The 10,682-nt window shown below is 69.2% G+C and carries 12 protein-coding genes and 2 pseudogenes; 8 read left to right on the forward strand and 6 right to left on the reverse strand.

Annotation, left to right across the window (positions count from 1 at the left end; genetic code table 11):
* The coding region (locus ACZ7M7_RS15445) for a DNA-directed RNA polymerase subunit alpha C-terminal domain-containing protein (RefSeq protein ID WP_383612302.1) at nucleotides 1-312 on the forward strand (312 nt) is incomplete at its 5' end.
* A 550-nt stretch (nucleotides 313-862) separates the two neighbouring features.
* Here the strand turns inward: ACZ7M7_RS15445 and ACZ7M7_RS15450 are convergent.
* Nucleotides 863-1,282: a MarR family winged helix-turn-helix transcriptional regulator gene (locus tag ACZ7M7_RS15450; RefSeq protein WP_472116698.1), complete on the reverse strand. Its 420-nt coding sequence runs from the start codon at nucleotides 1,280-1,282 to the stop codon at nucleotides 863-865.
* A gap of 129 nt (nucleotides 1,283-1,411) precedes the next feature.
* Between ACZ7M7_RS15450 and ACZ7M7_RS15455 the strand changes: the two genes are divergently transcribed.
* The gene (locus tag ACZ7M7_RS15455; protein WP_472116700.1) at nucleotides 1,412-2,395 is read left to right on the forward strand and encodes an aldo/keto reductase; all 984 of its coding nucleotides are present in this window, start codon (nucleotides 1,412-1,414) and stop codon (nucleotides 2,393-2,395) included.
* Nucleotides 2,396-2,503: 108 nt separating this feature from the next.
* On the opposite strand, the gene ACZ7M7_RS15460 is transcribed toward ACZ7M7_RS15455, so the two are convergent.
* Nucleotides 2,504-2,782 (reverse strand): hypothetical protein, encoded by a 279-nt coding sequence (locus ACZ7M7_RS15460; RefSeq protein WP_472116703.1) that lies wholly within the window; start codon nucleotides 2,780-2,782, stop codon nucleotides 2,504-2,506.
* A 6-nt stretch (nucleotides 2,783-2,788) separates the two neighbouring features.
* Between ACZ7M7_RS15460 and ACZ7M7_RS15465 the strand changes: the two genes are divergently transcribed.
* Complete coding sequence (locus tag ACZ7M7_RS15465) at nucleotides 2,789-3,568, forward strand: MerR family transcriptional regulator (protein ID WP_472116706.1); 780 nt, start codon at nucleotides 2,789-2,791, stop codon at nucleotides 3,566-3,568.
* Nucleotides 3,569-3,659: 91 nt separating this feature from the next.
* Here ACZ7M7_RS15465 and infA read toward each other — a convergent pair whose 3' ends face one another.
* Nucleotides 3,660-3,884: a translation initiation factor IF-1 gene (gene infA / locus ACZ7M7_RS15470; protein ID WP_093909198.1), complete on the reverse strand. Its 225-nt coding sequence runs from the start codon at nucleotides 3,882-3,884 to the stop codon at nucleotides 3,660-3,662.
* Nucleotides 3,881-4,672 (reverse strand): GNAT family N-acetyltransferase, encoded by a 792-nt coding sequence (locus ACZ7M7_RS15475; RefSeq protein ID WP_472116709.1) that lies wholly within the window; start codon nucleotides 4,670-4,672, stop codon nucleotides 3,881-3,883. Before ACZ7M7_RS15475 ends, infA begins: the two co-directional genes overlap by 4 nt.
* A 252-nt stretch (nucleotides 4,673-4,924) precedes the next feature.
* Between ACZ7M7_RS15475 and ACZ7M7_RS15480 the strand changes: the two are divergent.
* Nucleotides 4,925-5,512, forward strand: a pseudogene (locus ACZ7M7_RS15480) (sporulation protein); the annotation flags it as partial.
* On the opposite strand, the pseudogene ACZ7M7_RS15485 reads toward ACZ7M7_RS15480, so the two are convergent.
* Nucleotides 5,513-5,995 (reverse strand): annotated as a pseudogene (locus tag ACZ7M7_RS15485) (DUF7134 domain-containing protein); the annotation flags it as partial.
* Between the two features lie 226 nt (nucleotides 5,996-6,221).
* Here ACZ7M7_RS15485 and ACZ7M7_RS15490 point away from each other — a divergent pair.
* From ACZ7M7_RS15490 to ACZ7M7_RS15500, 3 genes are all read left to right on the forward strand, one after another.
* On the forward strand, nucleotides 6,222-6,593 hold the full coding sequence (locus ACZ7M7_RS15490; protein ID WP_472116712.1) for an ArsR/SmtB family transcription factor: 372 nt from the start codon (nucleotides 6,222-6,224) through the stop codon (nucleotides 6,591-6,593).
* Entirely contained in the window at nucleotides 6,590-6,904 is a 315-nt protein-coding gene (locus tag ACZ7M7_RS15495) for a hypothetical protein (RefSeq protein WP_383627914.1), read from the forward strand. Before ACZ7M7_RS15490 ends, ACZ7M7_RS15495 begins: the two co-directional genes overlap by 4 nt.
* Before the next feature lie 215 nt (nucleotides 6,905-7,119).
* Complete coding sequence (locus tag ACZ7M7_RS15500; protein ID WP_472116715.1) at nucleotides 7,120-9,252, forward strand: MMPL family transporter; 2,133 nt, start codon at nucleotides 7,120-7,122, stop codon at nucleotides 9,250-9,252.
* Nucleotides 9,253-9,282: 30 nt separating this feature from the next.
* Here the strand turns inward: ACZ7M7_RS15500 and ACZ7M7_RS15505 are convergent, their stop codons facing one another.
* The gene (locus tag ACZ7M7_RS15505) at nucleotides 9,283-9,483 is read right to left on the reverse strand and encodes an MbtH family protein (RefSeq protein ID WP_383612263.1); all 201 of its coding nucleotides are present in this window, start codon (nucleotides 9,481-9,483) and stop codon (nucleotides 9,283-9,285) included.
* Between the two features lie 116 nt (nucleotides 9,484-9,599).
* Between ACZ7M7_RS15505 and ACZ7M7_RS15510 the strand changes: the two genes are divergently transcribed.
* Complete coding sequence (locus ACZ7M7_RS15510; RefSeq protein WP_472117977.1) at nucleotides 9,600-10,679, forward strand: alpha/beta hydrolase-fold protein; 1,080 nt, start codon at nucleotides 9,600-9,602, stop codon at nucleotides 10,677-10,679.
* The last annotated feature ends 3 nt before the right edge of the window (nucleotides 10,680-10,682 follow it).

Below are 10,682 nucleotides of genomic sequence, written 5' to 3' on the forward strand. Positions count from 1 at the left end.
TCCCCGACGGACGCCGCGCTCGCCGCTGATCTGGCGCTGCCGATCGAGGAGCTGGAGCTCACCGTTCGGTCGTACAACTGCCTCAAGCGCGAGGGTGTCCACTCGGTCGGGGAGCTCCTCGCTCGTTCCGAGGCCGACCTGCTCGACATCCGCAACTTCGGTGCGAAGTCGATCGACGAGGTCAAGGCGAAGCTGGCCGGGCTGGGCCTGGCGCTCAAGGACAGCCCGCCCGGATTCGACCCGACCGCCGCTGCCGACGCTTTCGGCGCCGACGACGCGGACGCGGGCTTTGCGGAGACCGAACAGTACTGACCGTGGCGCCAGATCGGTGGGGCCAAGATCTGCAAGACCTTCCCCCACCGACGACCTGGCCCGCACCATCATGTCCATGCCCAGCATGGACACTCATCGCCGACAGCGACCTTCGTCCCGGGGCTGGCCTTCCAGTGTTTGAGGGGCGAGCGCAGGGTGGTGCCCACGCACTGCAGGGGCACCACCTTGGCGGGGTCGAGCGGCTGAGGGACCTTGAGGACTAAGTCCTCGTTGTACAAGTCCTGACCCTTCAGGCACTGCGCGCTCTGACCGCAGGACCCGGACTCGCAGCCCACACCGACCCGGTCGCCGACTCTGCCCCGGACTGGACCAGCGCGACACGCTCACGACGCAGCGAAGATCACATCAGGGCGCGGTGCTGCCGAAGTCCCTGAGAAGGCCCTGGGTGTCGGATTGGCCGGCGGCGCGCAAGAAGCCGCCCCCCAGGCGACCCGGCTGGATGCGTTCAAGCCGCTGATCGACCCGGTGCCGCGGGCAGCCCTGGACGCACCGCGCAACAGCGGCACCCGGTGCGCCGCTGACCTGATCTCTACTCCTCGGTCATCAGCTGCAGCAGGTCGCGCAGGTCGCGGCGCTGGCCTTCGTCAAGGGCGGCGAGCGGGTTGCGGGCGAAGCTCAGACGGCTGCGCAGGTCTTGAGCTGCCGCTTTCCCGGCGTCCGTGGTGGCAAGAAGCTTGATTCGCCGGTCGCTGGGTTCCGACCGGCGTTCAACCAGGCCCCGGTTTTGCAGGCGGTCCACGATGCCGGTGAGGTTGGACGGTTCAGCCCCCAGCCGTTCGGCGACGCGACGCATGGGCAGAGGAGCCTCATCCAGGGCGATCAGTGCCTTCACCTGCTGAGGGGTGAGGCCGTGGTGAGCCGCGGCGGCCTCGTATTCGCGGGCGTAGCGGTCGGTGACCTTCGCGAAAAGGTGGATCACCTCGGAGGTCATGGGGTCGTCTGCCGTCATTGCTCCAGAGTATGAAAAGTCATTCGACGCGACAAGTATTGACCATAATGGTTATGCAGCATAACTTTATGACTGTGCGGCTCCGGCTGTACACCCACCTCCTTCCGCCACAGCAAGGAACCCCCACTCATGAAGCAGCGCACTCTGGGCATCGACGGACCCGCGGTCTCCGCCGTCGGACTCGGCCTGATGGGCATGTCCGAGTTCTACGGAGCCACCGACGACTCCCAGTCCATCGCCACCATCCACCGCGCCCTCGACCTGGGTGTGAACCTCCTGGACACTGCCGACGTCTACGGCGCCGGCCACAACGAAGCCCTGCTGGGCCGTGCCCTGGCGGGCCGACGGCGGGAGGAAGCCGTCGTGGCCACCAAGTTCGGGTCCCGCCTGCACGAGGGCACCTTCACCGTCGACTCCACCCCGCAGTACGCCAAGAAGGCCGTCGATGCCTCCCTCACACGGCTGGGCCTGGCCCACATCGACCTGTACTACCTCCACCGGCGTGATCCCGCCGTTCCGATCGAAGACACCGTCGGCGCCCTGGCCGAACTCGTCGCGGCAGGCAAGATCCGCCACATCGGACTGTCCGAGGTGAACGCGGACACCCTGCGCCGGGCACACGCCGTTCACCCCATCACTGCTCTCCAGAGCGAATACTCCTTGTGGGAACGCGGCCTGGAGACCGAGATCCTCCCGACCACCCGGGAACTCGGGATCACCCTTGTCCCCTACTCACCGGTCGGCCGCGGCTTCCTGACCGGCGCGATCAAGGACACCGCTGCACTCGCCGCAGACGACTACCGCCGCTTCGACCCCCGCTTCCAGGGCGACAACCTGCGCCGCAACCTGCAGCTGGCAGACCAGGTCCGCACCCTCGCGGCAGAGGCCGGCCTCACCCCGACACAACTCGCCCTCGCGTGGCTCCTCCACCAGGGCGACGACATCGTCCCGATTCCCGGCACCAAGCGCATCAGCTATCTGGAGGAGAACACCGCAGCCGCCGACGCCCGTCTCGACGCCGACCACCTCGCCGCCCTGGACGCAGCCCTCCCTCCGGGCGCCGCTGCGGGGCCGCGCTACCCCGACCAGCTCATGGACCGCGTCAACAACTGACTCCTGCCCTCTGATGCGCTCGTGGCAGACGGGCAGGTACGGGGCCACCTGAACCCGCCGCCAAGTGGATGAGCGCGGCCGCAGCGGCCGGTCGGATCCTCAATCCCGTTACCCGTCGGCCGGTGCCTTCAGCAGCCGGTCCAGTTCGTTTCCGGCCTGGTCGTAGCCGGCGTCGGAGATTCGTTGCAGCTCGCGCAGGTCGCCGGCCGAGGTCGCCCGTCGTGTGAGCAGGAATCCGGCGTGCATGGACCCTTCGTCCAACAGCTCGCTCAGCTCTGCGAGGTCGCCGGCTGCGTCGGCGAGGTCGGCCAGGCGGTCCAAAGCGGTTTCGTTGCCCTCGTCGGCCAGCTCGCGCAGAGTCTCCCGATCGATGTTCGTGTTCGCCATGACGCCATGCTGCAACCCTGCCCCAGGGGAAGGGTCAAGTGGGACGATGGCCGGGTGCTCACCATCGGCCAGCTGGCCAGGTACGTCGGAGTGTCGATCAAGACCATCCGCGTCTATCACGACAAGGGGTTGCTCCCTGAGCCTGACCGCGATGCCTCCGGCTACCGGCGGTACGGCGCCAACGACGCCATCGACCTGATCAAGATCCGGACACTCGCCGAGGCCGGCGTTCCCCTGGCGCGTATCCGGGACCTCAGATCAGCGAACGACGAAGAGTTCCAGCAGGCGCTGCGCGAGATCGACGACGAACTCACTGCCCGCATTCGTCGCCTACGGGCAACGCAAGGGCGCCTGCGACGGCTCGCCGCCGGGCGTCTGGCACCGCTGCCGAACGAGGTCGGAGCCCATCTGGAACACCTGGCCCGCTGGGGATTCACCCCACGCTGGGTGGACCTGCAACGCGACCTGTGGATCCTTGTGTTCGCCACCCACCCGGACCGCGCGATCACCCTGTTCCACGACCAAGCCGAGACCCTGGCAGACCCGGCGCTACGGCAGCTCTTCCTGGACTACGACCGCGCGTACGACCTCGATGCCGACGATCCACGCATCGACGACCTCGCCCGCCGGATCGCCGAGGCGACCCGGGAGCGCTACGGACCTGACGAACCGCCCGAGCTGGATGCCACATCCGAGATCCCCGCCCTCATCCAGAGCACGGTCAACGCCTCGTCCCCGGCATGGCAGCGACTCGACACACTCATTCGCGCGCAATGGGATGGGTGACTCGACGTGTACAGACACACAATCTCGGCTGTGGTCGGGAAGCAGCCAGCGCGGGCCACGAACTACAGGGTGAACGTTGCCTGATGCGGTACTAGTTCCGGTACCGGAACACGATCCGGCCGCGCGTCAGGTCGTAGGGCGGGAGCTCCACCAGGACCCGATCCTCCAGCACGATCTTGATGTAGTTCTTGCGGATCTTCCCGCTGATGTGCGCGAGCACCTGGTGGCCGTTCTCGAGCTCCACGGTGAACATGGCGCTGCGCAGGCACTCGACGACCTTGCCCTCGACTTCGATGACGTTCTTGTTCTTCGTCATCGCACCAGCTCCAGGTTGCTGCCCATCGGTCGGGCGCCGATGCCCTCGAACAGCGCCGAGGCTGCTTGGTTGGACTCGTGGACTTCGGTCCAGGCCGCGGCGAACCCGGTGCGGTGCAGCGTCCCCAGTGCGTGGGCCAGGAGCGCCCGCGCGATGCCGCGGCGCTGCTCGCCGGCCCGGACGGCGACCAGCCCGATGCGCGGCCGGTTCACCGTCACCACGCGGATCAGACCCAGGTAGCGGTCCGGCGCCGCGGCCACCGCGTACTTCGACGGGTCGACGATGGTGTCGCCTTCGGGGCGTGGAATCACCTCCGCCGGCATCGACTGCCACCCGACGGTCGCCTCGACTTCGTCACGGATCGCGCGGTCCACGGCCCGCAGCAGACTCTCGTCCGCTTGACCGGCGGGCACGAGCGTCACGCCCGAGGGCGGCAGGACTGCGTCGAGCCCTGTGACCCGCGGGTCGGTCGGCACGACGCACTCCCACTCGCGGCGCCGGATGGTGAACCCGGCCCGCCGCCAGCCGGCCGTCAGCTCGACGTCGGCTTCGTCGACCACCGTGTACAGCGGCGCCGGCAGTTCCGCCAGCATCGCCTCGGCGAGCCGGTCGAAGGTGGCATCGTGCCAGGCGTCGATGCTGACGAACAAGCGTCCGTCGGGCCGGTGCTCCGCATACCCGCGGCCGACCACCAAGTCGTCATCCAGGGCATGCCATTGCCTGTCCGCGACACGCGTGATCATCAGCGCGTTCCCGCTCAGGCCGGTTGTAAAAGGCTTCGTGTTCATCGGAGTCTCCTTCAGGAGTGCCTCGATCTCAGGCGCTCCTGGCGACACCGAACGTCAGCCGCCGGACCGTGACGGGTTGAGGGAGCACCCATGGGTAACTGTGTTCACGGGGCTCACCTCCAAACGACGACTTCACGGTCCACCACGAAGGTAGCAACGGTGCGCCGCCTCGCTCCAATCCTTTTCCATGAGCTCGTGACGCGATCATGATCGCGTTTTCTTGAGGCGTCTTCAGCAGGTGAGGCTGCAAGGGAAGGCCCGGGCACGGAGCTGTACGGGCAGAGCCTGGGCATCGTCTTCGGAATGCGCACGGAGCTGTCGGCGGCCGGCGCGAAGGACAAGGGCGACCTCGACCAGCTGACGGTGGGCCCGCTGCCCGTCCAGGAGGCAATCCTCGAAGCGCTCGGCCAACTCGACTTCGGCTTCAAGCCAGCCGACCTGGAGTACGGCCGTATCGGCAGCACCGGCCAACAGCTGCCCTTCTACCAGGAGATCGAGCTCACCCCGGCACCGCAGTACGCCCATCAGATCAACGAGATCGAGCTGACCTTCCTCGCCGGCCCGGGCGGCATGGAGATCGTCCTGGAGGCAGACAAGCGCGGCGGGCGCCTCTCCGAGGACCACGAAGCGCTCACCCGCTTCACGGTCTCCCACGACAGGGTCGGGCACCAGGACTGGAACGCGATCGTCGACGGCTGGATCCGCCGGCTCGTCGAGCACCGGGCGTCCCACGACTCGCACTCCGCCTACGGCCACGACGGCCACCGTTCCGGCCCCGGCATGGGCACCGCTGTCGCCGCGGGCGCCGCCGGTCTGGCTGTCGGTGCTGTAGGCGGCATGCCGCCGCGTACGCACCACTTCGCCGAGCAGCAGCGGCACCAGCGGCCACAGCATCTCCAGCACGGGGAGCCCCGGGGGGTTCACGACGTCGTTGCCGATCCACAGCGCGACCGCGCCCGAGGTGAGGGAGGCGACGAGGGCGGTCCACAGGGCGCGGCGCCGGTCGCCCTGGACCGCGACCGTGTACAGCGCCACGATCGTCGGCAGGTTCAGCAGCTCGCCGACGTGTCCGTAGAGCGCCCAGCCGGCACAGGCCGCCCCGCTCACCATCGCGACCGGCACCGGCCACCGCCGCCTCCACACCAGCGCGGTGAGGGACACGGCGAGCAGCAGCCAGGTGAACCAGTCCGCCTGGCGGTAGGGCGGTTCGTTCACCGCCGCGTCCGGGCCGGTGAACAGCGCGACCACGGCGACGACCAGCAGATCCGCGGTGCGCTGCGGCAGCGCCCGCAGCCGGGCGGCGAGCTGGTCGAAGGACGTCACCTCTTCACCGTATGAGCGAGGCGGTCGGCGCGCATACGACGACGGGAGTAGCCGCACTCGGACGAGCCGACGGCACGCGCCCAGCCAACCCCGAGCCAACCCTGAGACGTCCCCCATGCCACCCCCATCTGCCCCCGATCCGCCCCCGATATGTGTCAGGAATCTTTGACAGGTACCGGAAGAGGCTGTCAGCCTTTTCTGACAGGTACGACGGAAAGGGGCCGCGATGCCCGAGGTCCCGCCTCCGGCACCGACGGGCGATGAGTTGCTGAAGGTGCTCTCCGCCCTCGCCAATCCGCACCGCATGCGGATCGTCGGGGCGCTGCTGGAGAGCCGGAACTACGTCAGCGCGCTGGCTCGTGAGATCGGGATGAGCCGTCCGCTGCTGCACATGCACCTGCAGCGGCTGGAGGCGGCCGGACTGGTCGTCGGCACGCTCGAACTCGCGGAGGACGGCAAGGCGATGAAGTACTTCGATGTCACGCCGTTCTTCTACCAGTTGACTCCCGGCGTCGTCGCGCGGGGGGCCGCGACGCTCAGCGAGGCCGAGAAAGCCCAGCCGGAGAAGACCGAGGCCGAGAAAGAGGAAGCGAAGTGAATGGGGAACAGGTGACGCTCGCCGACAGCGCCGACACCGTGGGCGCTGTGGTCGGAGCCGTGGGCGCGGCCGGGGTCTTCACCCTGCTGATCGTGATCGTGTGGCAGGCCGCCGCCACTTGGCGGGCCCGGATGCTGGCCGCGCGCGAACAGCAGTACAAGGACCTCGCGGCGAAGTACGCCCAACTCCTGGAGGACACCGTGGAGTTGCAGCGTCGCACCGCCGAGGGACAGCAGCAGACCCTCAACGAGCTGACGCAGACCCGGCTGTCGGTGTCCTCGATGGAGAAGATGATGCGCGAGATCGAATAGCCCTCGGGGCGCACTGAGAGGCGCCGACAAACGCACGTACGGCCGGGAGCGGCAACTCCCGGCCGTACCGAGGAAGAACACACCCCTCGGACACACCCCACCCGTACACCACGGCAGGTCATCACACCTGCAAGCGCCGTGGTGCGGGCCCCGTGCGCCCTGGTACCGGTCGTCAAGCGGACCGGTGGCGCGCTCCCTACCCAAGGAGACTACTCATGCGTGCGCTGCTTCAGCGCGTCGCCCGCGCGCCCGGCGGACGCCGGGGCTGGGGGCAACCCCTCCGGGCGATGCTGGTCCTGGCGGCCTGGCTGATCCTGGTCGTCGCCCTCGGCCCGCTGGCCGGCAAGCTCGGCGATGTCGAGGAATCCGGGCCCAACGCCTTCCTGCCGCGTGGTGCCGAGTCCGCGCAGGTCAACACGGAGCTGGAGAAGTTCCGTACGGACACGGTGATGCCGGCCGTCGTCGTCTACACCGGCGGCAAGGGCACGGAGGCTGCTGCGGCGGCCGATCGGGATGCCCTCTCGCGCTTTGTCCCCACCGGCCGGGCGGTCTCGCAGCCGATCCCGTCCGAGGACGGCGAGGCCGTGATGACGATCGTGCCGCTGGACAGCGAGGACGACATCACGGAGAAGGTCGACGAACTACGTGACGTGGCCGGCGCCAACGCCCCGCCCGGCGTGGCGGTAGCCGTCGGCGGTCCCGCCGGCTCCCTCACCGACTCGGTGGCGGTCTTCGACGACCTCGACACGACGCTGCTGCTGGCCACCGGCCTGGTGGTGGCCGTCCTCCTGCTGCTCACCTACCGCAGCCCGGTCCTGTGGCTGCTGCCCCTCGTGTCAGTGGGCTTCGCGGCCGTCCTCACCCAGGTCACCACCTACCTGCTGGCGAAGCACGCGAGCCTCCCGGTCGACCCGCAGAGCTCAGGCGTGCTCATGGTCCTGGTCTTCGGCGTGGGCACCGACTACGCCCTGCTCCTCATCGCCCGCTACCGCGAGGAACTGCACCGCCACGAGGACCGGTACGAGGCGATGCGGATCGCACTGCGCCGCTCCGGCCCGGCGCTCCTGGCCTCCGCCGCCACCATCGCCGTCGGCCTGTCCTGCCTGGCGTTCGCCGACATCAACTCCTCCCGCTCACTGGGCCTGGTGGGCGCGGTCGGTGTCGTCTGCGGCTTCCTCGCCATGGTCACCGTGCTTCCGGCACTGCTCGTCATCACGGGCCGCTGGGTGTTCTGGCCCTTCGTCCCGCGCCACGGCACGCCCGTCCGGAACCCGCGCACCGTCTGGTCCCGGGTCGGGGCCGCCGTCGCCCTGCGCCCCCGCTGGTCATGGCTGATGTCGGTCGCCGTCACCGGCGTGCTCGCACTGAGCGCGGTGGGCATCAACATGGGCCTGACACAGGCGGAGATGTTCCAGGACAAGCCCGAGTCGGTCGTGGCACAGGAGAAGATCTCGGCACACTACCCCTCGGGCGCCTCCGACCCGGCGGACATCGTCACCCGCACCGACCGCACCGCCGAGGTCAGGGCGGCGGCGGCCTCGGTGGCCGGCGTGGCCCGCGTCGAGAGCGACACCGACCGCACGCCGGACGGCGAACTCACCACGCTGTCGGTGGTCTTGAAGGACGCCCCGGACAGCCAGGCCGCCAAGGACACGATCGACGCCCTGCGCGACGCGGTACACCCGATGAACGCGCTCGTCGGGGGTACGACGGCGGAGGCCCTCGACACCCAGCGGGCCGCCGACCGAGACCTGACGACGGTCGTTCCGATCGTGCTCCTCGTCGTCCTGGGCGTCCTGATCCTCCTGCTGCGAGCCCTGGTCGCCCCGCTCCTGCTCCTGGCCACAGTCGTGCTGTCGTACTTCGCGGCCCTCGGCGCCTCGAACCTCCTCTTCGAGCACGTCCTGGGCTTCGCGGGCGTCGACTGGTCGATCCCGCTGATGGGCTTCGTCTTCCTTGTGGCCCTCGGCATCGACTACAACATCTTCCTCATGCACCGCGTGAAGGAGGAAACCGGGAAGCTGGGCCACGAGCGCGGCGTCCTGGAGGGCCTGACCAGCACCGGAGGCGTCATCACCTCGGCCGGCATTGTGCTGGCCGCGACCTTCGCGATCTTCGCCGGCCTGCCGCTGGTGACGATGGCCCAGATGGGTGTCCTCGTCGGCATCGGCGTCCTCCTGGACACCTTCCTCGTCCGGACCGTCCTGGTGCCGGCCCTCGCCCTCGACCTGGGCCGCTGGTTCTGGTGGCCGGGCAGCCTCTTCCGCACTCTGCCGCGCACCGGACGAGACGCGACCGGAGGTGCTGCCTCTTCCACGACACCGGACGCGGCCCACGAGGCGGTGTGAGCCCCCGCCCCCGACCTTCTGTACTCGGTGCTACGCCGAGAGGGACCGGGGGCGCAGGTCGGTCCAGTGGGCCTCGATGTACTCCAGGCACGCCTCTCGGGTGTTCTCCTGGAAGACGATCGTCCATCCCCCGGGCACATCGGCGAAGGACGGCCAAAGAGAGTGCTGGCCCTCGTCGTTCACAAGGACCAGGAAACGGCCTTCGCTGTCGTCGAAGGGGTTGGTGCTCATGGCGAGTTGCCTCCTCGGAACGTCAACATTAGGTTAGCCTGGCCTAATTGACAGGAGCTTAGCCGTCGCCGCTTCCCTCTCACAAGGAGACGTTCGTGCGCCTCGTCACGGCCGACATGGAGAACGCGTTCGCCGAGTTCGGACTGCCCGGCAAACCCGGCACCGACGCGTTCTGGGCAGCGGTGGGGGCACCCCCGTCGGTACCTGCCGACGGCGGCGGTTGGGTGACCCTGTTCCTGTGGCGCGGGTCTGAGGCGAGCATCGGCTTCGAGAGCTGGTCGGGGCCGGTCCCCCTGCGCCGGTGGGGCGAAACGGACTGCTGGTACGCCGAGGTGAGGATGCCCGCGCGGCTGCGGGTGACCTACCAGTTGCTCGCGGGCGACTCGGCGTACGCCGACCCGTTCAACCCGGTGGGCGCGGGCGGTGACCGGTCCATCGCCGCGACCCCGGACGCCCCCGGCCAGCCGCACTGGCCCGTCGTCGGCGCCGACGACGTCCTGCCCCTCCCCCGCACCCGGATCCGCTGGGCCGGCGAAGGGCTCGGCGGGCGGCGCACCGTACGCGTCCATCCGGCGGGCGGCGGTGGACCGGTGGTCCTGCTGCTCGACGGAGACGACTGGCTGTATCTGCATCCGGCCATGACGGCGTTCGACTCGGCCGTCGCCAGTGGCGAGATACCCCCGGTCACCCTCGTGTTCCTGCCTGCCAAGGACAGGGCTGCCGAGTTCGCGTGCAGGCCCGAACTGTGGGAGGCGGTTCGGGACGAACTGCTGCCGCTGGTGGCGGAGTCCGGCGTACCCGCCGACCCGGACCGGCTGGTGGTCGCCGGGCAGAGCCTCGGCGGACTGAGCGCGATGTACGCGGCGCTGGAGTTCCCGGACCTGGTGTCCCGCGTCGCCTGCCAGTCGGGGTCGTTCTGGTGGACTCCCGACGCCATGGGCCTACCGGACCCGCTGGGCGGCCCGGTCGGCGGCGCCATCGCCGCGCGTCTGCGGGAGCGCCCCGAACTGTCCGGTCTGCGGGTTGCGTTCGACGTCGGGGAACACGAGACACGGATGCTGCCCCACTGCGAACTGACCGAGTCCCTGACGGAACAGGCCGGTGCGACCGTACGGGTCTCGCGATCGGCCTCCGGCCACGACCGAGCGGGCTGGCGACACGCCCTGCTCAGGGATGTCGCCTGGGCCCTTGGTTAGCCG

It is taken from the genome of Streptomyces sp. NPDC111606, from assembly GCF_055656945.1.